A 22,798-nucleotide genomic window follows, 5' to 3' on the forward strand; every position below is an offset into this window, starting at 1 on the left:
AGATAACGTTATTCGTTATCGTCCCTGACTAAGGCAAGAAGATGCCTGATGATAGGTGAGCGATCCCAGCGACGCCATGCTAAAGCGATCTCAGTGGTAAACTGCGGGTCCTCGATTCTCCGATAGGTCACGCCAGGCATCGCAATGATGGTGAGTGATTCAGGCACAAAGGTAAACCCAAAGCCGCTGGCGACCATAGTGATCGAGGCAGACATCTGCGGCGCTTGGGTTGCTAGCTGTGGTACGACACCCTGATCATGGCAAAAACGGATAATCAGGTCATAAAGACTGGGAGCCAACTCTCTTGGGAATAAAATGAGTGGCGATTCTGTAAGGAGGGTATTGAGAGGAATATTCTCGTCTTCCTCGCGAACCACCAGAAACATCCTTTCTTGCGTCAGGGTTTGCAGAGTAAACTCTTGGCTCGTTTGGCAAGGCAATCGGACAAAGGCGGCATCTAGCGCCCCGTCGCGCAAGGATTGCATCAATTGCGACATATTACTTTCTTCTGCAAGCAAGGTTGCAGAAGGGTAGCGCGTTTGGAACTTTTTTAGCCGCTTAAACAGTATGGGGTGGAAGACGCTGGAACAGGCAAAGCCTAAAGTTGCTTTACCGTTGATTCCACGTGCAATACCGCGGGTCTTTTCCAGCGCCTGATCGGTCAACAATAATATTTGCCTGGCTTCTTTATAAAAAGCCTCCCCCGCCTCGGTTAATTCCACCCCACTTTTTAAACGAAGAAAAAGAGGGGTACCAATTTCTCTTTCTAAACGCATAATCTGTTGGCTTAAGGGGGGTTGGGAAATTGACAGCTTCTCAGCCGCACGAGTGAAGTTGCGCGTTTCTGCAACAGCAACAAAATAACGAAGGTAGCGCAGTTCCATATCAATAACGTCTTAAAGTCGGGCCTTCCCTATATTGGAACTCGATAACGTCATAGGTCAACATACTTTCTAAGGTTTTTACTTATAGAGAGGAAAGCATGGCTGATCATCTTATTGATTGCGACTGTGCCTCACAACTCGGACAGATGGTTAAACTGGCCCATCAGCAAGGCCCTGAAAAAGTGATTTTTCAAACATCCTTGATGAGTGCCTTACTAAGTGGGGTTTATGACGGCTCAATGACCGTTGCTGATCTGCTCGAGAAAGGCGATTTCGGTTTGGGCACCTTTAATCATTTAGATGGTGAACTGGTCGCCCTCGATCATCAAATTTACCAACTAAAGTCTGACGGTAGCGCTCAACAGGCAAGAGTAGATCAACAAACCCCCTTTGCGGTGATGACCTTCTTCCAACCAGAGTATTGTCTCGAGCTGGACCAGCCCACGTCACGCCAAGCTATTCATCGACTGATCGATCAGCACCTTCCTTCAGACAACCTGTTCTGCGCCCTGCGGATAGAGGGAAACTTCCAGCAAGCGCAGACTCGCACCGTACCGGAACAGTGTCGGCCTTACCGACCCATGCAAGAAGCGATAGCCGAGCAACCTATCTTTACTTTTAATCAAGAAACCGGCTCGGTGATTGGCTTTCGTACTCCGCAATATATGCAGGGAATCAATGTTGCCGGATACCACGAACATTTTATTACTGAGGATCGGCAAGGGGGCGGCCACCTGCTGGATTACCGATTACTGGCTGGGACGCTGACCTTTGGTGCGATTCACAAGCTAGTGGTGGATTTACCGACTGACCATGAGTTTCTGAATGCCGATCTACACCCAGAAAATCTCGATCAAGCGATACGCGCAGTAGAGAGTTAAGTGGAGACGATGATGCGTAATAAAATCCAAGATAAGCAGTGGCAATCCGGTGCAGACCTCGTTGTCGCACAACTCGAAGCACAGGGCGTGAAGCAGATTTTTGGTATCCCAGGCGCTAAAATTGATCGTGTTTTCGATTCCTTAGTTGATTCATCCATAGAGATGATCCCGGTTCGGCACGAGGCAAACGGGGCCTTTATGGCCGCAGCAATTGGCCGTTTAACCGGCAAAGCCGGGGTAACCTTAGTCACCTCAGGCCCGGGATGTTCCAATATTATTACCGGTGTCGCCACCGCGACCAGTGAGGGTGACCCAGTGGTGGCAATAGGCGGCGCGGTCAAACGCTCCGATAGCGCAAAGCAGGTACACCAGAGTATGGATACGGTAGGGATGTTTCGCCCGATCACCAAATACTCAGTAGAAGTTAATTCGGCGGATGCAATCAGCGAAGTGATCACCAATGCTTTTCGTAAAGCTGAGCTGGGACGGCCCGGCGGCACCTTTGTGAGTCTGCCACAAGATATTATTAATGATCCGGTACGCGGCCATACGTTGCCAGTCATTCCCTCAATGAAACAAGGACCAGCCCCCGTTAATGATATTAAAGCCCTCGCGAAACAGATTGAGCAGGCGAAAAATCCGGTAATCTTGCTGGGTCTGATGGCCAGCCAAGCGGATAATGCACAAGCACTCAAGCAGCTATTGGATGCTAGCCATATCCCGGTGACGAGCACCTATCAGGCGGCAGGAGCGATTACCGAAGCGCACTTTAGTCGCTTTGCGGGGCGTGTCGGACTATTCAATAATCAAGCTGGTGATAAGTTATTACGGCAAGCAGACTTGGTGATCACCATCGGCTATAGCCCAGTAGAATATGAACCCGCTATGTGGAGCGACGGCAATGTTGCCTTGGCTCATATCGATGTCGTGCCTGCCGAACCGGATAATTATTATATTGCGGATATTGAGCTGATTGGTGATATTGCCCAGACCCTCACGCTATTAACCCAACATATCAGCAGTCCACTCATTCTTAGCCCAGAGACGAGCCTAGTATTAGAAGATAGGCAGTTGCAACGGCAAATTCTCTCTACGAAAGCCCATCAGTTAAACCAGTTTGCGATACACCCCTTACGAATCGTGCGGGCGATGCAAGACATCATTAATAACGATGTGTCGTTAACGGTTGATATGGGGAGTTTCCACATTTGGATCGCTCGGTATCTTTACAGCTTCCGTGCACGGCAAATCATTATTTCTAATGGACAACAAACCATGGGGGTCGCGCTTCCTTGGGCTATTGGTGCGTGGCTGGTGGATCCTTCACGAAAAGTGGTGTCGGTCTCGGGAGATGGTGGATTTATGCAGTCCAGTATGGAACTGGAGACAGCGGTAAGACTAAAAGCCAACATTTTGCACATTATTTGGGTGGATGATGAGTACAACATGGTGGCAATGCAAGAACAAAAAAAATACCAACGCGTTTCTGGGGTTAAGTTCGGGGCGATCGACTTCAAGGCCTATGCTGAAGCTTTTGGTGCAGCAGGATTTGCCGTCGAAAGTACCGACCAACTTGAGCCTATTTTACAACGCGCAATGGATGTGGAGGGGCCTGCGGTCGTAGCGATTCCCGTCGATTATTCTGATAATCCACGGTTAATGGAAGCGCTACATCTTAGTCAAATTATCTAAGAAGGATAATAAGATGAAGCATAAAGTGGCAGTAGTGACAGGGGCAGGACAGGGTATAGGTGAAGCGATTGCATTACGGTTGTCCCGTGATGGGTTTGCTGTCGCGGTGGTGGATCTTGATGTGCAGGCCGCTACCCGCGTCAGTAAGAAAATTGAACAAGCGGGGGGAAAGACCTTGGCGATTCAGGCCGACGTAGCCGATCGCGCGCAGGTGTTCGCTGCGGTACAGCAAGCGCAGCAGACGTTTGGGGGCTTCGATGTCATTGTCAATAATGCTGGGATTGCCCCATCAACGCCTATTGAGTCGATCACTGAGGATATTGTCGACAAGGTCTATAACATCAATGTGAAGGGTGTTATTTGGGGGATGCAGGCGGCTATCGAGGCATTTAAGCAACTCGGCCATGGGGGAAAAATTATCAATGCTTCCTCTCAGGCTGGCCACGTAGGGAATCCAGAGCTTGCGGTGTACAGTTCCAGTAAGTTTGCCGTGAGAGGGTTAACCCAAACCGCTGCTCGTGATTTGGCTCCGCTAGGGATTACCGTTAACGCCTATTGCCCAGGCATAGTGAAAACGCCGATGTGGCAACGGATTGATAAAGAGATTTCAGCGGCAGCGGGGCAACCCGAAGGCTACGGAACGGAGCAGTTTGCAAAACGTATTACCTTGGGACGCTTATCTGAAGCCGAGGATGTCGCGGCCTGTGTCTCCTACCTTGCTAGTCCGGACGCTAATTATATGACCGGACAATCGCTATTGATCGACGGTGGAATGGTCTTTAGTTAATCCTTTCCCCCACTGTCTTCCTTAGGCAGTGGGGATCCCCATCTTTATCGAAGGGCTTAGGTCAAAAGCCGATCGTCTAAACATTTATTCCAGTAATGATTTACAGCGTTACATTAATTATTTGGTGTATATCACTGTTTCAGCGAATCGATTCGATGGCTATCACGTTTTTCTTATTACGCCATTGAGCGAGCGATCGGGCTTAGTTCATGCTACTGCCAGCGAAACGTTTCGCTGAGGAGCGAAGTATGAACAAAGGTCATCTTTTACATCCCGATATTGCCCATCTTGTCACGCAACTCGGTCATTTTGAGACGCTAACGATTGCCGATGCAGGACTTCCTATCCCGTCAGGGCTTCCCCGTATTGAACTGGCGTTGACCCAAGGTGTCCCTAGCTTTCGACAAGTGAGCGAAGTGGTTGCTAACGCGATGCAGATTCAAGCGGCACATATTGCCGACGAGATCGTTGAGCATAATCCTCAGGCCCATCAGCAGTTGCTGGCATTAATTGAACGAGTGTCAGTCGAGCAGGGACAACCGATAGAGATTTTCTACCTCTCCCATGAGCAGTTTAAATCGCTCACCCATCAGTCGCGCGCCGTCATTCGTACGGGGGAATGTACGCCTTATGCCAATGTGATCTTTACGGCGGGAGTCACTTTTTAAGATGGAAACTCAATGTCTCTTGGCCCTTACCCATATTGAAAAATCGTTTCCAGGAGTTAAAGCGCTGGATGATGCTTCACTCTGCGTCAAGGCCGGACGCGTCATGGCTTTAGTGGGCGAGAATGGCGCCGGTAAGTCGACCATGATGAAAATTATGACGGGTATTTACCAAAAGGATGCTGGAACTTGCCAATGGTTAGGGAAAGAGACGGTCTTTTCTGGCCCGAAACAGTCACAGGAAGCCGGTATCGGTATTATCCATCAAGAGCTTAACCTAATTGGTACCTTGACAGTGGCTGAGAATATTTTTCTTGGCCGAGAGCCGCGGCTTGCCTTTGGACGTATCGATTGGAAAACACTGTATCGCGAGGCCGATCGGTTACTAGCCCGACTAAAGCTCCGTTTTTCCAGCAAAGTCTTGGTGGATAGCTTATCGATTGGCGATCAACAGATGGTCGAAATCGCGAAAGTATTGAGCTATCAGTCGAAAGTGATCGTGATGGACGAGCCGACAGATGCTTTGACCGATACAGAAACCCTCGCCCTGTTCGAGGTGATTAATGAATTAACCGCCCAAGGGTGTGGCATCGTCTATATCTCTCACCGTATGAAAGAAATTTTTGATATCTGCGACGATGTTACCGTTTTTCGAGATGGCCGGTTTATTGGCGAATATCCCATCGACGATATTGATGAAGAACGCTTAATTGAACTGATGGTGGGTCGAAAGCTTGAGGATCAATACCCCCATCTTGATAAAGCGCCTGGCGCGATACGTTTATCGGTCAAGCAGCTATGCGGTCCTGGTATCCATGATATTAGCTTTACGTTACGCAGCGGCGAGATCCTTGGTATATCCGGGTTGATGGGGTCGGGGCGTACTGAGCTAATGAAAATGATCTACGGCGCCCACCCTATATCTGCAGGCGAACTGTACTTGAATCAACAGCCGATCCATGTGCGAACCCCACAGCAGGGACTAAAACAAGGCATTGTCTACATTTCCGAAGACCGTAAGCGGGAAGGACTGGTACTCGGAATGTCGATTAAGCACAACATGTCACTCACCGCCCTGCCTTACTTCTCAGGTTATGGCGGACGATTGAAACACCACGAAGAACGCCTCACTGTTGGGGACTTTATTCGCTTATTCAATATTAAAACCGACTCAATGGATAAGACTATCGGCTTGTTGTCGGGAGGGAACCAACAAAAGGTTTCTATTGCACGAGGATTAATGACGAAACCGAAAGTCTTGATCCTCGATGAACCGACGCGCGGCGTAGATGTGGGGGCAAAAAAAGAGATTTACCAGCTTATTAACCAGTGTAAAGCACAAGGGTTGAGCATCATCATAGTCTCCTCGGAAATGCCAGAAGTGTTAGGGATGAGTGACCGTATTTTGGTCATGCACGAAGGGCGTATGAGTGGCGAGTTTACTCGGCAACAGGCGACACAAGAAAAACTGATGGCAGCCGCCGTCGGCAAGCAGCATAGCGAGGAGTTAGTCATATGAATCCCACCACCGCCAACCCGATAGTTAAACGCTCGTTATGGCACGGTATTCGCGAGCAAAAATCCTTTATCGCACTACTGCTATTAATTGCGGTAGTCGCAACGCAAAGTAGTAATTTTTTCACCCTAGCGAACCTCTTCAATATCTTACAGCAGACCTCCGTCAACGCCATTATGGCGGTGGGGATGACCTTGGTGATTCTGGCTGCAGGTATCGATCTATCGGTCGGCTCCTTACTGGCCTTCACTGGTGCCTTAGTCGCGTCGTTAATCGGTCATGAGGTTAATGCACTACTAGCCGTTAGCGCAGCCTTAATCGCCGGGGGGCTCATCGGTGGTGTAACGGGGATAGTGATTGCGTGGGGGAAGGTCCAAGCTTTTATCGCAACCTTAGTCATGATGCTGTTACTCCGTGGTGCGACCATGGTCTTTACCGACGGTAGCCCGATCAGTACCGGATTTAGCGATAATAGCGATCATTTCAGCCTGATCGGTATTGGGCAGTTGTTCGGTGTGCCGGTACCCGTGTGGATTATGGCGGTTGTCTTTATTGCCGCATGGTATCTGCTCAATCATACCCGTTTGGGTCGCTACATTTACGCACTGGGCGGTAATGAGGCCGCTACCCGACTTTCAGGAATCAATGTTACTCGCATAAAAATCACCGTCTATGCCCTTTGCGGCGCCTTGGCAGCTCTGGCGGGGACAATTGAAGTTGCTCGCCTCTCCTCAGCGCAGCCCACCGCAGGAACGGGGTACGAATTGGATGCCATTGCGGCAGTCGTATTGGGCGGTTGTAGCTTATCCGGTGGTCGAGGACGTATTACGGGAACCTTGATCGGGGCCTTGATCTTAGGGTTTCTCAATAATGGATTGAACCTGATGGGGGTTTCGTCATATTTCCAAATGATAGTTAAAGCCATTGTTATCCTGCTGGCTGTATTAGCAGACAATAAAAGTCACCAATAACGGTTCACTTTAAGGGTATTTAGATGAAAAAATTAACGGCTCTTTCTCTCTTAATGAGTACGATGATCTGCGGTAATGCACTGGCTAAAGAGACATTAGGCTTAGTGGTATCGACCTTAAATAACCCCTTCTTTGTCTCATTGAAGCAAGGGGCGCAGCGTGAAGCGGATAAACTCGGCTATGATCTCGTAGTGGTAGATTCACAGAATAACCCCGCACGGGAGCTTGCGAATATCCAAGACTTAACGGTACGTGGCACCAAACTGTTACTGATTAACCCAACGGATTCTGATGCGGTGGGAAATGGAATCAAAATCGCTAATCAGGCAAAAATTCCGGTTATTACGCTTGACCGTGTCGCGACGCAAGGGGAGGTGGTCAGTCATATCGCTTCCGACAATGTAAAAGGTGGCAAGATGGCGGGTGACTTTATCGCTCAAAAATTAGGTGAAGGAGCTAAAGTTATCCAGTTACAAGGAATTGCAGGGACCTCGGCGTCGCGTGAACGAGGAAAAGGTTTCGCTGAGGCTGCACAAGCTCATCACTTCACACTTCTGGCTCGCCAACCCGCCGATTTTGACCGTACTAAAGGCTTAAATGTTATGCAGAATTTGCTTCAAGCCCATAGTGATGTCCAAGCCGTATTTGCCGAAAATGACGAAATGGCCTTGGGGGCGTTACGAGCCTTACAGACAGCGGGAAAAAAAGAGGTATTAGTGGTCGGTTTCGATGGGACGGCTGATGGGATTGCGGCAGTGAAACGAGGAAAGATGGGGGCCACCGTTGCACAATTACCTGAGCAAATTGGGGTCACTGGCGTCGAGAATGCTGATAAAGTTTTGAAAGGTCAGGCGATACCTAAAGTCATCCCTGTCGATCTCACTTTAGTCACTCCTTAACGATGTTTAACGCGGTATCGGAATGGGATACCGCGAACGGAAGGCGATAATGCAAGCGAATAAAAAAATGGTGGTACTTGGGAGTATCAATATCGATCATGTCTTGCAGGTCCCGCATTTCCCAAGACCGGGTGAGACGTTGTCTGGAACTCATTACCAGATGAGTTATGGCGGAAAGGGCGCAAATCAAGCCGTGGCCGCCGGGCGTAGCGGTGCTTCCATTACCTTTATGGCCTGTGTTGGTGAGGATGACATTGGCCTAGCAGTTCGTGAGCAGTTGGCGAAAGATAATATTGATACCTCGGTTATCGAGATAGCTAACGGTGAGGCGACCGGTCTTGCGATGATCTACCTCGATGATCAGGGTGAAAATACCATTGGTATTTACCCCGGTGCGAATGCCTCACTGACAAGAGCTTATATAGAGAAACATCGGCAAGTAATTACCGAAAGTGATGCATTATTACTTCAGCTTGAAACGCCACTGGAAAGTGTATTGGCAGCGGCTCGGCTTGCTCATCAACACGATAGTTTACTCGTTTTAAATCCAGCACCGGCACAACCCTTGAGTGATGAACTGCTCTCCCTGATTGATATTATTACCCCTAATGAAACCGAAGCGGAAGCTTTGACAGGAATTAGCGTACAGACCGACCAAGATGCCGAACAAGCGGCCCGTTACTTACATCATAAAGGCATCGATACCGTGATGATTACCTTAGGGGCGCGCGGTGTTTGGCTGAGTGTGAAGGGGCAAGGACAACGTATTGCTGGTTATGATGTTACGGTGAAAGATACGATTGCTGCGGGCGATACCTTTAATGGCGCTTTTCTCTGTCGCTATATAGAAACGGCAGATTGGCAGCAAGCAGTCGATTTTGCGCAAGCGGCGGCGGCTATTGCGGTGTCACGCCAAGGGGCACAAACGTCGATACCTTGGCGTGATGAGATTATCGATTTTCTTAAAGAATAAGGACAGCGTGTTGGCGACGATAAAGGATGTTGCAAGAAAAGCAGGGGTATCGACCTCAACGGTTTCGCACGTTATCAATCAAAATCGGTTTGTGAGCGATAAAATACAGCAACGAGTCTCAGAAGCTATCGCCAGCCTCAATTATACCCCCAGTGCACTGGCACGAAGTCTCAAGCTGAATCAAACGCGTACGATCGGTATGTTGGTCACCGCCAGTAGTAATCCTTTTTATGCAGAAGTCGTTAAAGGCGTCGAGGATAGTTGCTATAAGCGCGGCTATAGCTTAATCCTTTGTAATACTGCGGAGGATGTTCAGCGTATGAGCCGTAGTCTTGAAACATTAATTCAAAAGCGGGTGGATGGTTTATTACTAATGTGTAATGAAGGACACGCTACACTCGCCCCCATATTGCAACGCTATCCAGCTTTACCAATAGTGATGATGGACTGGTCTCCGCTAACTGGCTTAAGTGATGTCATTGAAGAGAATGCCTTGCTCGGTGGAGAGTTAGCGGCCCAGCATCTGATTGATCGGGGGTATCAACACATTGCGTGTATTAGCGGTCCCCTAGATAAGAGTCCAGCACGACGACGGGTAGAGGGATTTAAGCGGGCGCTACGTAATGCGGGTCGGTCAATTAATGAAGCGTATATTATCCAAGGCGATTTCGAGTTTTCTGGTGGGATGACGAGTATGCAGCAGTTATTAACGCTAACGCCGCGACCGGATGCAGTCTTTGCTTGTAATGATGCGATGGCGGTCGGGGTCTATCAAGCCCTATTCCGTGCCGGACTGACTATACCGGATGATGTTGCCGTGATTGGCTATGATGATATCGCGTTATCGGCATACCTTACCCCGCCCCTAACCACGATCCATCAACCGAAAGATACTCTCGGCCAAGTCGCTATCGATTTATTACTTCATCGAATCGAAGAGAAAAAAGGGGGAGCACCCGTTTCTTGGGCACTCACCCCCGAATTGATGGTTAGAACATCGACCTAGCTTTTTTTGGCCGGTCTTTTAATAAGGTTTTCGCCATCACTCTTCATTAATAATAAGAAGGTACTGCCAGCGATTACCGTGACAATCCCCATAGTAATAAAGGTGGCTTGAAACTGTCCTTCCGTTGTCGCTTGGGTGTTCTGCCAAAAACGTAAGACGGCGGCGCTGACACTCACACCAAAACTAATGGCTAATTGTTGAGTGACGGCTAACACACTATTACCACCACTGGCATGTTCATCGGTGAGGTCTGCTAAGGTGATGGTGTTCATCGAGGTGAATTGTGTAGACATTGCCATACCAATAAAGAATAGGGGCGGTAGCAACCAAAGAATGGAGTGTTGCGCAGACTGCAGGGCAAAGCTCATTATCAGTAAGCCAATGATGACACTGATGCCGACAAGCGTTCGGCGATAGCCCTGACGGCGTAGGAGCGGAGTTACTGTCGACTTGGCTAAGATTGCCCCTGCTGCGGTGGCGATCATAATAAAGCCTGCATAAAGCGCGGAATAACCAAAAGCCACTTGTAGTAATAAAGGTATAAGGAAAGGAATACACCCCGTACCTAAACGTGAAGCAACGTTTCCAGCAATCCCTACAGAAAAGGTGCGGATTCTAAACATCGCAAGGTTGATTAAAGGTGTCTTATACTTGACCGCATGCTTTATATAGAAAGCGAGCAGTAAAACGCCCACTACCATTGCGGCTACCGCAACATTTAATGAAACTTGTGCTTCACCCAACAACTCTACGCCAATTGATAGCGCAACGATCGATCCACTAAATAGAAAAAAGCCAAGTGAATCAAATTTCCGCTTCGGTACCGTAAAGTCTGGCATGTATTTACGGGCAAAGAAAATCCCCACCAGTGCAATAGGAATATTGATCAGGAAAATCCAATGCCAGCTGGCGTAGGTCACGAAGAAGCCGCCGAGCACAGGCCCCATCACGGGGCCTAATAACCCAGGCATGGTGACAAAGTTTAATATAGGCAGGAGTTCATTCCGGGGATAAGCACGCAGTAGCGTAAGGCGTGCAACGGGCATCATCATGGCACCGCCGATCCCCTGAACAACACGAGAGATAACCAATAGTCCCAGTGAGTTTGATAGAGCGCAGGCGAGAGACCCTAGGGCAAATAAGGAGACGGCACAAATGAATACCTTTCTCGTTCCACATCGATCGGCTAGCCAGCCGCTTACCGGAATTAACATTGCGACCGTTAGCGAGTAACTGATGATCGTAGATTGCATGGCGAGGGGGGAACGATGCAGACTTTCGGCAATAGCAGGGAGTGCAGTGTTTAAGATGGTGGCATCTAATGCCTGCATAAAGAAAGCCATCGCCGCAATCCAAGGCAATCCGGTGAGGTCGCTGGTGGAACGAACCATTGAGAGGTCCTTTATTTATTGAATTAGTCTGCTAAGTATACGCATCTTAGGCGCAGAGTTGAGGCTTAATTAAAGTAATGCTGTCATTTTATTAATTTAGTGAGGGAGATTTGTTGTAAAAAGCGGCGCTTTTATTAGGGGTTTGTCTGATATCTGAACGTTTGGTTTGATTTATCACCACTCAGTAAAAAAGTTTAAATAATCCCTTGCGCTCTGAGCGGAACTCCCTATAATGCGCATCCACTGACACGGCAAAGCGAGATACGCAGCGCGGTGACAGGGACTGAAGCGATTCGGTCCAGGAGAAAAAATCAAAATAATGATTGACTCCTGAGGTGAAGCGAGTAATATACGCCACCTCGCGACAACGAGTTAAAACGTTGATTCGCAATGCTCTTTAACAATTTATCAGACAATCTGTGTGGGCACTCGCAGGATTGATATCACAAAAAAACTTTGTAGTATCAAGTCTTGAAGAGTGACACTGAAAATTCATTTACGAATAACAGAATAATTTCTTTGAGCATCAAACTTTAAATTGAAGAGTTTGATCATGGCTCAGATTGAACGCTGGCGGCAGGCCTAACACATGCAAGTCGAACGGTAACAGAGAGTAGCTTGCTACTTTGCTGACGAGTGGCGGACGGGTGAGTAATGTCTGGGGATCTGCCTGATGGAGGGGGATAACTACTGGAAACGGTAGCTAATACCGCATAATGTCGCAAGACCAAAGCGGGGGACTTTCGGGCCTCGCACCATCGGATGAACCCAGATGGGATTAGCTAGTAGGTAGGGTAATGGCTTACCTAGGCGACGATCCCTAGCTGGTCTGAGAGGATGACCAGCCACACTGGAACTGAGACACGGTCCAGACTCCTACGGGAGGCAGCAGTGGGGAATATTGCACAATGGGCGCAAGCCTGATGCAGCCATGCCGCGTGTATGAAGAAGGCCTTCGGGTTGTAAAGTACTTTCAGTCAGGAGGAAGGGTGTGAAACTAATACTTTCATGCATTGACGTTACTGACAGAAGAAGCACCGGCTAACTCCGTGCCAGCAGCCGCGGTAATACGGAGGGTGCAAGCGTTAATCGGAATTACTGGGCGTAAAGCGCACGCAGGCGGTTTGTTAAGTCAGATGTGAAATCCCCGGGCTCAACCTGGGAACTGCATTTGAAACTGGCAAGCTTGAGTCTTGTAGAGGGGGGTAGAATTCCAGGTGTAGCGGTGAAATGCGTAGAGATCTGGAGGAATACCGGTGGCGAAGGCGGCCCCCTGGACAAAGACTGACGCTCAGGTGCGAAAGCGTGGGGAGCAAACAGGATTAGATACCCTGGTAGTCCACGCCGTAAACGATGTCGACTTGGAGGCTGTTCCCTTGAGGAGTGGCTTCCGGAGCTAACGCGTTAAGTCGACCGCCTGGGGAGTACGGCCGCAAGGTTAAAACTCAAATGAATTGACGGGGGCCCGCACAAGCGGTGGAGCATGTGGTTTAATTCGATGCAACGCGAAGAACCTTACCTACTCTTGACATCCAGAGAATTTAGCAGAGATGCTTTAGTGCCTTCGGGAACTCTGAGACAGGTGCTGCATGGCTGTCGTCAGCTCGTGTTGTGAAATGTTGGGTTAAGTCCCGCAACGAGCGCAACCCTTATCCTTTGTTGCCAGCACGTAATGGTGGGAACTCAAAGGAGACTGCCGGTGATAAACCGGAGGAAGGTGGGGATGACGTCAAGTCATCATGGCCCTTACGAGTAGGGCTACACACGTGCTACAATGGCGCATACAAAGAGAAGCGACCTCGCGAGAGCAAGCGGACCTCATAAAGTGCGTCGTAGTCCGGATTGGAGTCTGCAACTCGACTCCATGAAGTCGGAATCGCTAGTAATCGTAAATCAGAATGTTACGGTGAATACGTTCCCGGGCCTTGTACACACCGCCCGTCACACCATGGGAGTGGGTTGCAAAAGAAGTAGATAGCTTAACCTTCGGGAGGGCGTTTACCACTTTGTGATTCATGACTGGGGTGAAGTCGTAACAAGGTAACCGTAGGGGAACCTGCGGTTGGATCACCTCCTTACCTGTAAGATACATTGCTGCGAAGTGCTCACACAGATTGTCTGATAAAAATGTAAAGAAGCAAGGCGTCTTGCGAAGCAGACTTATGTCCCCTTCGTCTAGAGGCCCAGGACACCGCCCTTTCACGGCGGTAACAGGGGTTCGAATCCCCTAGGGGACGCCACTTGCTGGTCTGTGAGTGAAAGTCGCCGACACTATTATCTTAAAGCTGACTTACGAGTCGTCTTTAAGATATTGCTCTTTAAAAATCTGGAAACAAGCTGATAAATTGAAAACACTGAATAATGAATAATTATTCGGAGTCTCTCAAAGACTTTTACAGTCTACAACGTCTAAGACGTCTGTGGGTTGTGAGGTTAAGCGAATAAGCGTACACGGTGGATGCCCTGGCAGTCAGAGGCGATGAAGGACGTGCTAATCTGCGAAAAGCGTCGGTAAGGTGATATGAACCGTTATAGCCGACGATATCCGAATGGGGAAACCCAGTGTGTTTCGACACACTATCGTTAACTGAATACATAGGTTAACGAGGCGAACCGAGGGAACTGAAACATCTAAGTACCTCGAGGAAAAGAAATCAACCGAGATTCCCCTAGTAGCGGCGAGCGAACGGGGAGGAGCCCAGAGTCTGCATCAGTCAGTGTGTTAATGGAACGGTCTGGAAAGTCCGGCGATACAGGGTGATAGCCCCGTACATGAAAATGCACTGATTGTGAGCTCGAAGAGTAGGGCGGGACACGTGGTATCCTGTCTGAATATGGGGGGACCATCCTCCAAGGCTAAATACTCCTGACTGACCGATAGTGAACCAGTACCGTGAGGGAAAGGCGAAAAGAACCCCGGCGAGGGGAGTGAAATAGAACCTGAAACCGTGTACGTACAAGCAGTGGGAGCACGCCTTGAGCGTGTGACTGCGTACCTTTTGTATAATGGGTCAGCGACTTATATTTTGTAGCAAGGTTAACCGAATAGGGGAGCCGCAGGGAAACCGAGTCTTAACTGGGCGTTAAGTTGCAAGGTATAGACCCGAAACCCGGTGATCTAGCCATGGGCAGGTTGAAGGTTGGGTAACACTAACTGGAGGACCGAACCGACTAATGTTGAAAAATTAGCGGATGACTTGTGGCTGGGGGTGAAAGGCCAATCAAACCGGGAGATAGCTGGTTCTCCCCGAAAGCTATTTAGGTAGCGCCTCGTGAACTCATCTTCGGGGGTAGAGCACTGTTTCGGCTAGGGGGCCATCCCGGCTTACCAACCCGATGCAAACTACGAATACCGAAGAATGTTATCACGGGAGACACACGGCGGGTGCTAACGTCCGTCGTGAAGAGGGAAACAACCCAGACCGCCAGCTAAGGTCCCAAAGTCATAGTTAAGTGGGAAACGATGTGGGAAGGCCCAGACAGCCAGGATGTTGGCTTAGAAGCAGCCATCATTTAAAGAAAGCGTAATAGCTCACTGGTCGAGTCGGCCTGCGCGGAAGATGTAACGGGGCTAAACTATGCACCGAAGCTGCGGCAGCGACACTATGTGTTGTTGGGTAGGGGAGCGTTCTGTAAGCCGTTGAAGGTGAACTGTGAGGTTTGCTGGAGGTATCAGAAGTGCGAATGCTGACATAAGTAACGATAAAGCGGGTGAAAAACCCGCTCGCCGGAAGATCAAGGGTTCCTGTCCAACGTTAATCGGGGCAGGGTGAGTCGACCCCTAAGGCGAGGCTGAAAAGCGTAGTCGATGGGAAACAGGTTAATATTCCTGTACTTGGTGTTACTGCGAAGGGGGGACGGAGAAGGCTAGGTTATCCGGGCGACGGTTGTCCCGGTTTAAGCGAGTAGGCTGATAGTTTTGGTAAATCCGGACTATCTTAAGGCTGAGACGTGATGACGAGGTTCTACGGAACTGAAGTAATTGATGCCATGCTTCCAGGAAAAGCCTCTAAGCTCTAGGTAACATTGAATCGTACCCCAAACCGACACAGGTGATCAGGTAGAGAATACCAAGGCGCTTGAGAGAACTCGGGTGAAGGAACTAGGCAAAATGGTGCCGTAACTTCGGGAGAAGGCACGCTGGCGCGTAGGTGAAGGGACTTGCTCCTGGAGCTGAAGCCAGTCGAAGATACCAGCTGGCTGCAACTGTTTATTAAAAACACAGCACTGTGCAAACACGAAAGTGGACGTATACGGTGTGACGCCTGCCCGGTGCTGGAAGGTTAATTGATGGGGTTATCCGTAAGGAGAAGCTCTTGATCGAAGCCCCAGTAAACGGCGGCCGTAACTATAACGGTCCTAAGGTAGCGAAATTCCTTGTCGGGTAAGTTCCGACCTGCACGAATGGCGTAATGATGGCCAGGCTGTCTCCACCCGAGACTCAGTGAAATTGAAATCGCTGTGAAGATGCAGTGTACCCGCGGCAAGACGGAAAGACCCCGTGAACCTTTACTATAGCTTGACACTGAACATTGAGCCTTGATGTGTAGGATAGGTGGGAGGCTTTGAAGTGTGGACGCCAGTCTGCATGGAGCCAACCTTGAAATACCACCCTTTAATGTTTGATGTTCTAACGTAGACCCGTGATCCGGGTTGCGGACAGTGTCTGGTGGGTAGTTTGACTGGGGCGGTCTCCTCCCAAAGAGTAACGGAGGAGCACGAAGGTTAGCTAATCACGGTCGGACATCGTGAGGTTAGTGCAAAGGCATAAGCTAGCTTGACTGCGAGAGTGACAGTTCGAGCAGGTGCGAAAGCAGGTCTTAGTGATCCGGTGGTTCTGAATGGAAGGGCCATCGCTCAACGGATAAAAGGTACTCCGGGGATAACAGGCTGATACCGCCCAAGAGTTCATATCGACGGCGGTGTTTGGCACCTCGATGTCGGCTCATCACATCCTGGGGCTGAAGTAGGTCCCAAGGGTACGGCTGTTCGCCGTTTAAAGTGGTACGCGAGCTGGGTTTAGAACGTCGTGAGACAGTTCGGTCCCTATCTGCCGTGGGCGTTGGAGAATTGAGGGGGGTTGCTCCTAGTACGAGAGGACCGGAGTGAACGCACCACTGGTGTTCGGGTTGTCATGCCAATGGCATTGCCCGGTAGCTAAGTGCGGAAAAGATAAGTGCTGAAAGCATCTAAGCACGAAACTTGCCCCAAGATGAGTTCTCCCTGACTCCTTGAGAGTCCTGAAGGGACGTTGAAGACTACGACGTTGATAGGCTGGGTGTGTAAGTGCAGCGATGCATTGAGCTAACCAGTACTAATGACCCGTGAGGCTTAACCTTACAACGCCAGAGGCGTTTTGGAATGAGAGATTTATCAGCGCGTTGACAGATTTTAAGAAACGAATTTGTAGAAACGATGAATTTTTATCGTAATCAAGGCGACGACCAAGCGATAGGAAGGAGCATACACCGGTATGTGACTGACTAGCGCGAGGGAAGTTAACGCCGAGTACGTTAAAAAGACACGTTTTTAGCACCAAGAATTTGCCTGGCGGCACTAGCGCGGTGGTCCCACCTGACCCCATGCCGAACTCAGAAGTGAAACGCCGTAGCGCCGATGGTAGTGTGGGGTCTCCCCATGCGAGAGTAGGGAACTGCCAGGCATCCAATAAGTCAAAAAGGCCATCCTAACGGATGGCCTTTTTGCGTTGGATCGTTTTTATTTTAACGATGCTTCATCATTGAAATTAGCAAACAGAGGCAATTTCTCACTGAATTCTAGTGCGCTACCGTGACGGATAAAAAATTCTATCACTTTTCTTCCCTGCTCTTGGTGGAGAAATTCGTGCAGCGCTTCTCGTAACTTTCGATGAATAAGGCAAAAGAGTGGATGATCTCGGCCATCTTGACGTACCCAAGAAAGTGCTAGCTTGTTATGCTGTGAAAAATCGTAAAGTCGTTGCACATAATCATTGGGAAACAATGGACTGTCACAGGGCGCAACGGCAAGCCATTCTGTTTCTATTGCCTCTAATCCCACCTCGATACCTGCTAAAGGACCAAGAAGGGTCTGCGCCTTATCTTGAATGACAGGATATCCTCTCTGTTGATAGATCGAAATATGTCGGTTGGCATTAATGGTTAAGTGGCTAACTTGTGGCGCTAAATGCTCGATTACATGGTCAATTAACGCTTTCTCGTGCCACTGCACGAGTCCCTTATCTTTCCCATTCATGCGTCGTCCCGCACCGCCTGCCAAAATAATGCCACTGATCACAGTTAACCCTTATCAATTAATCGCTCAAATAATCAGACTGCCAAGCAGGGTTGATGGTATCCTGCTGCTCAGTTTTCTACATTATTGCAGAGATTATGATCCAACCGAGCTTCGATTTCCAAACACTTGATCCCGAAACCGTATTAGACGCGTTGTGGAATACGGGGATGCGCGTTGACTCGGGGTTAACCCCGCTCAATAGCTATGAAAACCGTGTCTGGCAATTTAGCGATGAAGACCGAAAACGTTATGTGGCTAAATTCTACCGCCCACAACGTTGGTCGCTTGAGCAGTTACATGAAGAACATCAGTTCACTCAGGAACTCGCCGAGGCTAATCTTGCGGTCGCTGCACCACTCAGTTTTCACGGAACCACTGTACAGCAAACAGAAGGTATTGCGTTTGCCATCTTCCCCAGTTTGGGAGGGCGGCAATACGAAATTGATAATGATGACCATCTTGAACAAGCTGCTCAAACGTTAGCGCGTATCCATCAGGTGGGTCGGCAACATCTATTCCACCATCGACCGTCGTTGGGTCTTGATGAATATTTTCATCAACCTCTAGCCTTACTAAAAGAGACATCACTCATTCCAGCAGTCTTAAAAGCCGATTTCATCACCGCGCTTACTCGATTAGGGGCACAGTTAATTCGCTTGTGGCATAACGATTGGGATAGCCTGCGCTTACATGGCGATTGTCATCCGGGCAACATCTTGTGGCGTGATGGACCTTTGTTTGTTGATTTAGATGATGCGCGCAATGGTCCGGCCGTACAAGACCTCTGGATGTTAGTCAGCGGTGACCTGAATGAACAACGAGTCCAATGGGATATTCTGCTAGAATGTTATACAGAGTTAACCGAGTTCAATATTAACGAATTGTCACTGATTGAGCCTTTACGTGCGATGCGCATGGTTTATTATCTAGCGTGGGTAGTCAGACGTTGGCAAGATCCTGCTTTTCCTAGAGCTTTTCCTTGGTTTGCAGAGGCTGATTTCTGGCGGCGGCAGATTGCTGAAATTAAAGCACAGACAGTGTTGTTACAATCGCCTCCATCGCTGAAAATGCCTCAATTTTGAATAATAATTTGGAGATAAGTAAAAAATGAAAAAAGTATTATTTGCTCTCTTTGGGGCAATGCTTGCCTTTGGCGCTTCTGCGGCAACCTTTACCGAAGGTAAGCAGTATCAGGCGATTGAAAAGCCAGTGAATGGCGCGCCAAAAGTTGTCGAATTTTTCTCATTTTTCTGTCCACACTGCTACGACTTCGAACGTACCTATAAAATCAACCAAGCGGTTGAACAGGGGCTTCCTGCAAATGTGAAATTAACTCGTTATCATGTTGATTTCTTGGGTGGTGATTACGGTCCTATCCTGACCCATGCTTGGGCAGTTGCTATGGCGCTAGGTGTTGAAGATAAAGTTATGGATCCCATCTTCGATGGCCTGCAGAAGTCTCAAACCATTAAAGACCAACAGAGTTTAAAAGAGGTCTTTGTCAAAGCTGCGGGTATTACTCCAGAAGCCTATGACTCAGCATGGAACAGCTTTGCAGTGAAAGCGCTAGTTAGCCAACAAGAAAAAGCGGCGACTGATTTCAATATTAACGGGGTGCCTGCACTGTTTATCAATGGCAAATACCAGATCAACAATGCTGGGCTAGATACTAGCTCATTGCCAAACTTCTCAGCGGATTATGTCAACGTCACGAAGTTTTTGCTGAATAAATAAGCGTATTACCTCTGAATACTGAGGTGTTCAGAGGTTTACCCTATTTGGAATGAGAAACTCGATCCTTTTATTCACAGAAGTATAACGCAGCAATAATGTAAGGAAACATCGATGATCTAATTTAACATCATGTTTTATATGATTTTTATCTAGATTAATTGTATGTTTCGGTCAATTTGTAATTAACGAAATAAATAGATCCACAGAGTTATCCACAGGATCTTAGACCTGATTTTCTTTTATGTGATCATGCCAATGACTGCCATGTTCAACATTTATTCTATTCTGTGGCATGCTAACGCTTATCCACGGACCAACTCAGAAATTAATACCTATGGCTCAAATCGCACCAAACCCGCTGATCCTAATTGATGGTTCTTCTTATCTCTACCGAGCATTCCATGCTTTCCCGCCGCTTACCAATGGTGCTGGGGAGCCGACAGGAGCGATGTACGGCGTATTGAATATGTTGCGTAGCTTATTACTGCAATATCAGCCGAGCCATGTTGCTGTCGTGTTTGACGCCAAAGGAAAAACCTTCCGTGATGAGTTATTCGCGGAATACAAATCGCATCGTCCCCCTATGCCAGACGATCTACGCTCGCAAATCGAGCCCTTGCATCAGATGGTTAAAGCGATAGGTTTACCCTTACTCGCGGTATCAGGCGTGGAAGCCGATGATGTTATCGGTACGCTCGCTCGTCAAGCAGAGCAAGAAGGGCGGGATGTATTGATCAGTACTGGCGATAAAGATATGGCACAGCTGGTCAGCCCCCATATCACTCTTATCAATACTATGAACAATACTGTGCTTGGTCCTGAAGAAGTTAACGAGAAATACGGTATTCCTCCAGAGCTGATTATTGATTATTTGGCATTAATGGGTGACTCGTCCGATAACATTCCCGGTGTACCGGGTGTAGGTGAAAAGACTGCTCAGGCATTATTACAAGGGTTGGGAAGTTTAGAGACTATCTATGCCGATCTCGATAAAGTCGCGAGCTTGAGTTTTCGTGGGGCGAAAACAATGGGTAAAAAATTGGCTGAAAACCAAGAAATGGCCATGCTTTCCTACCAACTTGCCACAATTAAAACCGATGTTGAGTTAGATCTCAGCTGTGAGCAACTCAAGGTCGGCCCATTAGATCAAACACTCCTGCTCGACCTGTTTGCCCGCTATGAATTCAAGCGTTGGCTAGGGGATGTGGAGAACAACCGTTGGCTAAGTGGTAAGTCGATCCCAAAGGCCACAAATACTGTATCGGCGGAAGCGGCCCCTGTACCCGAAATCAGTCTATCTTCCGAACACTACCAAACGATTTTTGATCAGACGTTGCTGGATGAGTGGCTTGTTAAGCTGAAAAGTAGTGAGCTGTTCTCCTTTGATTTAGAAACAACCTCTCTGGATTCTTACTCTGCTGAAATTGTGGGTCTCTCTTTCGCCACCGCTGCAGGCGAGGCGGCCTATCTCCCGCTGGCCCACGACTATTTGGATGCCCCTGAGCAACTCAACCGCGACGACGTACTGGCTCAGTTTACGCCATTACTAGAAGACGAGAATTTGGCAAAAGTTGGCCAGAATCTAAAATATGACCGTGGCGTACTGCTTAACTATGGCATTGAATTAAAGGGTATCCGTTTCGATACCATGCTGGAGTCTTACCTCTATAACAGTGTGGCGGGTAAACACGATATGGATAGCCTCTCACAACGCTGGTTAGGCCATAAGACGATCACTTTTGAAGAGATTGCGGGTAAAGGGAAAAAACAGCTAACCTTTAACCAAATAGCGCTCGACCAAGCGGCTCAGTACGCTGCAGAAGATGCCGATGTCACGCTACAGCTGCATCAGAAAATTTGGCCTTTGTTAGAAAATGAAGCGGGCCCTAAAAAAGTCTTCGACGAAATCGAGATGCCCCTTGTACCGGTTATCTCGAAAATCGAGCGCAATGGCGTATTAATAGAGCCGCTGATTCTTTCGGCACACTCCCAAGAGTTGGCGCAACGCCTCGAAGAGTTAGAGAAGAAGGCGCACGAGCTGGCAGGGGAAAGCTTTAATCTCTCATCGCCTAAACAGCTGCAGACAATCTTATTTGAAAAGCAGGGTATTAAGCCGACGAAAAAAACCCCGGGCGGAGCGCCATCAACCAGTGAAGAAGTCTTAGCAGAGCTAGCGCTTGATCACCCGTTACCTAAAGTGATTCTTGAACACCGTGGTCTCTCGAAACTGAAATCGACCTATACCGATAAGTTACCTCTTATGATTAGCCCAGTTACCGGCCGATTACATACGTCTTATCATCAGGCTGTCACCGCAACAGGGCGACTTTCATCGACCGACCCTAACCTTCAAAATATACCGGTACGTAACGATGAAGGTCGACGAATCCGTCAGGCGTTTACTGCTTCCCCTGGCCATAAAATTTTAGCAGCGGACTATTCACAAATTGAGCTGCGGATTATGGCGCACCTTTCGCAAGATAAAGGTTTGTTAGAGGCTTTTGCCCAAGGTGAAGACATCCACCGAGCCACGGCTTCGGAAGTCTTTGGTACCCCTCTCGAAAAGGTGACAGGCGAGCAACGTCGTAGCGCTAAAGCGATTAACTTTGGACTGATTTATGGGATGAGCTCATTTGGCCTATCGCGCCAATTAGGGATAGCACCTGGAGAGGCGAAGAAGTATATGGATCTCTACTTCGAGCGTTACCCCGGTGTCTTGACCTATATGGAAACTACACGCCAGAGTGCGGCCGAAAAAGGGTATGTGGAAACGATTGAAGGCCGCCGACTTTATTTACCCGACATTAAATCGAGCAATGCGATTCGCCGCAAAGCCGCGGAACGGGCAGCAATCAATGCGCCAATGCAGGGGACTGCAGCCGATATTATCAAACGTGCGATGATCGGAGTTGATCACTGGTTAACTACGCAAGATCCCGATCGTATCAAAATGATCATGCAAGTACACGATGAACTCGTCTTCGAAGTGCATGAAGATTTACTCGATAGTGCGACGCAAAAAGTACGCGAAATTATGGAAAACTGCGTCACGCTAGCCGTTCCGCTGCAAGTGGATACCGGCCTAGGTGATAACTGGGATCAGGCGCATTAAGCGAGAAGGTT

The 22,798-nt window shown here is 48.6% G+C and carries 15 protein-coding genes, 1 tRNA gene and 3 rRNA genes; 16 read left to right on the top strand and 3 right to left on the bottom strand.

What is annotated here, in order from left to right:
• Positions 1-8: 8 nt before the first annotated feature.
• Positions 9-884: a LysR family transcriptional regulator gene (locus tag QJR74_RS14775; RefSeq protein ID WP_304372564.1), complete on the bottom strand. Its 876-nt coding sequence runs from the start codon at positions 882-884 to the stop codon at positions 9-11.
• Positions 885-982: 98 nt separating this feature from the next.
• Here QJR74_RS14775 and budA point away from each other — a divergent pair, with 98 nt between their 5' ends.
• The 9 genes from budA to rbsR all read left to right on the top strand — a co-directional run bounded on the left by budA (position 983) and on the right by rbsR (position 10,274).
• Entirely contained in the window at positions 983-1,765 is a 783-nt protein-coding gene (budA, locus tag QJR74_RS14780) for an acetolactate decarboxylase (protein ID WP_441007618.1), read from the top strand.
• A 12-nt stretch (positions 1,766-1,777) separates the two neighbouring features.
• Positions 1,778-3,457, top strand: a complete 1,680-nt coding sequence (gene alsS / locus QJR74_RS14785; protein ID WP_304372565.1) for an acetolactate synthase AlsS — start codon at positions 1,778-1,780, stop codon at positions 3,455-3,457.
• Positions 3,458-3,470: 13 nt separating this feature from the next.
• On the top strand, positions 3,471-4,244 hold the full coding sequence (locus QJR74_RS14790) for a (S)-acetoin forming diacetyl reductase (protein WP_304372566.1): 774 nt from the start codon (positions 3,471-3,473) through the stop codon (positions 4,242-4,244).
• Between the two features lie 248 nt (positions 4,245-4,492).
• Positions 4,493-4,912, top strand: coding sequence for a D-ribose pyranase (gene rbsD, locus QJR74_RS14795; protein ID WP_304372567.1), 420 nt, complete (start codon positions 4,493-4,495; stop codon positions 4,910-4,912).
• A 1-nt stretch (position 4,913) separates the two neighbouring features.
• On the top strand, positions 4,914-6,428 hold the full coding sequence (rbsA, locus tag QJR74_RS14800; protein ID WP_304372568.1) for a ribose ABC transporter ATP-binding protein RbsA: 1,515 nt from the start codon (positions 4,914-4,916) through the stop codon (positions 6,426-6,428).
• Positions 6,425-7,396, top strand: a complete 972-nt coding sequence (gene rbsC / locus QJR74_RS14805) for a ribose ABC transporter permease (RefSeq protein WP_304372569.1) — start codon at positions 6,425-6,427, stop codon at positions 7,394-7,396. The genes rbsA and rbsC overlap by 4 nt, the downstream gene beginning before the upstream one ends.
• Before the next feature lie 23 nt (positions 7,397-7,419).
• Positions 7,420-8,295 (top strand): ribose ABC transporter substrate-binding protein RbsB, encoded by an 876-nt coding sequence (gene rbsB / locus QJR74_RS14810; RefSeq protein WP_304372570.1) that lies wholly within the window; start codon positions 7,420-7,422, stop codon positions 8,293-8,295.
• A 49-nt stretch (positions 8,296-8,344) separates the two neighbouring features.
• Positions 8,345-9,268, top strand: coding sequence for a ribokinase (gene rbsK / locus QJR74_RS14815; RefSeq protein WP_304372571.1), 924 nt, complete (start codon positions 8,345-8,347; stop codon positions 9,266-9,268).
• A gap of 10 nt (positions 9,269-9,278) precedes the next feature.
• Entirely contained in the window at positions 9,279-10,274 is a 996-nt protein-coding gene (gene rbsR / locus QJR74_RS14820; RefSeq protein ID WP_304372572.1) for a ribose operon transcriptional repressor RbsR, read from the top strand.
• Here rbsR and QJR74_RS14825 read toward each other — a convergent pair.
• On the bottom strand, positions 10,271-11,665 hold the full coding sequence (locus QJR74_RS14825) for a DHA2 family efflux MFS transporter permease subunit (RefSeq protein WP_304372573.1): 1,395 nt from the start codon (positions 11,663-11,665) through the stop codon (positions 10,271-10,273). The two genes, rbsR and QJR74_RS14825, sit on opposite strands and share 4 nt — an antisense overlap.
• 535 nt (positions 11,666-12,200) lie before the next feature.
• On the opposite strand from QJR74_RS14825, the gene QJR74_RS14830 reads away from it, so the two are divergent.
• The 4 genes from QJR74_RS14830 to rrf all read left to right on the top strand — a co-directional run bounded on the left by QJR74_RS14830 (position 12,201) and on the right by rrf (position 17,327).
• A 16S ribosomal RNA gene (locus QJR74_RS14830) occupies positions 12,201-13,743 on the top strand.
• Between the two features lie 86 nt (positions 13,744-13,829).
• Positions 13,830-13,905, top strand: a tRNA-Glu gene (locus QJR74_RS14835).
• A 191-nt stretch (positions 13,906-14,096) separates the two neighbouring features.
• Positions 14,097-17,004 (top strand): 23S ribosomal RNA (locus QJR74_RS14840).
• A 207-nt stretch (positions 17,005-17,211) separates the two neighbouring features.
• Positions 17,212-17,327 (top strand): 5S ribosomal RNA (rrf, locus tag QJR74_RS14845).
• The 16S, 23S and 5S rRNA genes sit together here with 1 tRNA gene alongside, the layout of an rRNA operon.
• Positions 17,328-17,383: 56 nt before the next feature.
• Here rrf and mobA read toward each other — a convergent pair.
• Complete coding sequence (mobA, locus tag QJR74_RS14850) at positions 17,384-17,941, bottom strand: molybdenum cofactor guanylyltransferase MobA (RefSeq protein WP_304372574.1); 558 nt, start codon at positions 17,939-17,941, stop codon at positions 17,384-17,386.
• Positions 17,942-18,036: 95 nt separating this feature from the next.
• Between mobA and QJR74_RS14855 the strand changes: the two genes are divergently transcribed.
• The 3 genes from QJR74_RS14855 to polA all read left to right on the top strand — a co-directional run bounded on the left by QJR74_RS14855 (position 18,037) and on the right by polA (position 22,787).
• Positions 18,037-19,023: a serine/threonine protein kinase gene (locus tag QJR74_RS14855; RefSeq protein WP_304372575.1), complete on the top strand. Its 987-nt coding sequence runs from the start codon at positions 18,037-18,039 to the stop codon at positions 19,021-19,023.
• A gap of 25 nt (positions 19,024-19,048) precedes the next feature.
• Positions 19,049-19,675: a thiol:disulfide interchange protein DsbA gene (gene dsbA / locus QJR74_RS14860; RefSeq protein WP_304372576.1), complete on the top strand. Its 627-nt coding sequence runs from the start codon at positions 19,049-19,051 to the stop codon at positions 19,673-19,675.
• A 334-nt stretch (positions 19,676-20,009) separates the two neighbouring features.
• Positions 20,010-22,787 carry a DNA polymerase I gene (polA, locus tag QJR74_RS14865; protein ID WP_304372577.1) on the top strand — a complete coding sequence of 926 codons (2,778 nt, stop codon included), beginning with the start codon at positions 20,010-20,012 and terminating at the stop codon, positions 22,785-22,787.
• Positions 22,788-22,798: the final 11 nt, after the last annotated feature.

Origin of the sequence: Tatumella ptyseos (assembly GCF_030552895.1) — a bacterium.
In the GTDB taxonomy this organism is placed as follows: domain Bacteria; phylum Pseudomonadota; class Gammaproteobacteria; order Enterobacterales; family Enterobacteriaceae; genus Rosenbergiella; species Rosenbergiella ptyseos_A.

Bases quoted from the DNA above. Each gene is read 5' to 3' on its own strand.
- QJR74_RS14775 (WP_304372564.1), bottom strand. From the start codon at position 884: ATGGAACTGCGCTACCTTCGTTATTTTGTTGCTGTTGCAGAAACGCGC.
- budA (WP_441007618.1), top strand. From the start codon at position 983: ATGGCTGATCATCTTATTGATTGCGACTGTGCCTCACAACTCGGACAG.
- alsS (WP_304372565.1), top strand. From the start codon at position 1,778: ATGCGTAATAAAATCCAAGATAAGCAGTGGCAATCCGGTGCAGACCTC.
- QJR74_RS14790 (WP_304372566.1), top strand. From the start codon at position 3,471: ATGAAGCATAAAGTGGCAGTAGTGACAGGGGCAGGACAGGGTATAGGT.
- rbsD (WP_304372567.1), top strand. From the start codon at position 4,493: ATGAACAAAGGTCATCTTTTACATCCCGATATTGCCCATCTTGTCACG.
- rbsA (WP_304372568.1), top strand. From the start codon at position 4,914: ATGGAAACTCAATGTCTCTTGGCCCTTACCCATATTGAAAAATCGTTT.
- rbsC (WP_304372569.1), top strand. From the start codon at position 6,425: ATGAATCCCACCACCGCCAACCCGATAGTTAAACGCTCGTTATGGCAC.
- rbsB (WP_304372570.1), top strand. From the start codon at position 7,420: ATGAAAAAATTAACGGCTCTTTCTCTCTTAATGAGTACGATGATCTGC.
- rbsK (WP_304372571.1), top strand. From the start codon at position 8,345: ATGCAAGCGAATAAAAAAATGGTGGTACTTGGGAGTATCAATATCGAT.
- QJR74_RS14825 (WP_304372573.1), bottom strand. From the start codon at position 11,665: ATGGTTCGTTCCACCAGCGACCTCACCGGATTGCCTTGGATTGCGGCG.
- QJR74_RS14855 (WP_304372575.1), top strand. From the start codon at position 18,037: ATGATCCAACCGAGCTTCGATTTCCAAACACTTGATCCCGAAACCGTA.
- dsbA (WP_304372576.1), top strand. From the start codon at position 19,049: ATGAAAAAAGTATTATTTGCTCTCTTTGGGGCAATGCTTGCCTTTGGC.
- polA (WP_304372577.1), top strand. From the start codon at position 20,010: ATGGCTCAAATCGCACCAAACCCGCTGATCCTAATTGATGGTTCTTCT.